Raw genomic sequence first — 710 nt, 5'->3', positions numbered from 1 at the left:
AAACCAGCCCAAATGAGCGAAGCATCCGCGCTCAAGCGCGCCGAAGGGCTCATGCGCTCGACGCCATCTTGCCCTTCGATCGCCGAGACCAGCTTGCAGCCCTTCTCACCGACGACGACGTCGCGACGCTCAAGCATCTTGCCAGCGAAGGCATGGGCGACAACACGCTCAGGGCTCTGGCGTCAGATCTCGGCTATCTTGAGGCCTGGTGCCAGCTCGCCACGGGCACCCCCTGCCCTAGCAGGAGCCAGAGAGCCTGCTCTTAAAGTTCGTCGCGCACCATCTCTGGGACACGGCTAAGCGGGCCGAGGATCCATTCCACGGAAGGCCGGCAGAGGTTGAAGCTGGCCTGCGCTCGGAGCGCCTCCTGCGCGCCGATGGGCCGCATGCCCCGGAAACTGTGCGGCGCCGGCTACAAGCTGGTAGATCCTGACCCGCTGGCCGCTGCGGCTTGCCGTGCGCGCCAGTGCCCGGCCGAGGCAACGAAAGAAAAGGCGGTGACCGGCGATGTCCTGACCAAGCTGCTGCAGGTCTGCGCCGGCGAGCGCTCGGTCGACCTGCGCGAGCGGGCGCTGCTTCTGACGGCTTTCGCTTCCGGTGGCCGCCGCCGCGCGGAAGTCGCTGCGCTGGGTGTCGAAGACCTGGTTGACGAAGAGCCAGTGCGAGCGGATCCGATCGATGCCGCCTCCCCTCCCCTCCCCTCCCCTCCC

At 67.5% G+C, this 710-nt stretch carries 1 pseudogene; it reads left to right on the top strand.

The features are described 5' to 3' along the window. Window positions 1-12: 12 nt before the first annotated feature. Window positions 13-710: pseudogene (locus tag L981_RS32605) on the top strand (integrase); the annotation flags it as partial.

The organism is Ensifer sp. ZNC0028 (assembly GCF_000799055.1).
GTDB lineage: Bacteria > Pseudomonadota > Alphaproteobacteria > Rhizobiales > Rhizobiaceae > Ensifer.
The sequence above is the reverse complement of the archived record's forward strand: the minus strand, read 5'-3'. Positions and strand labels throughout refer to the sequence as shown.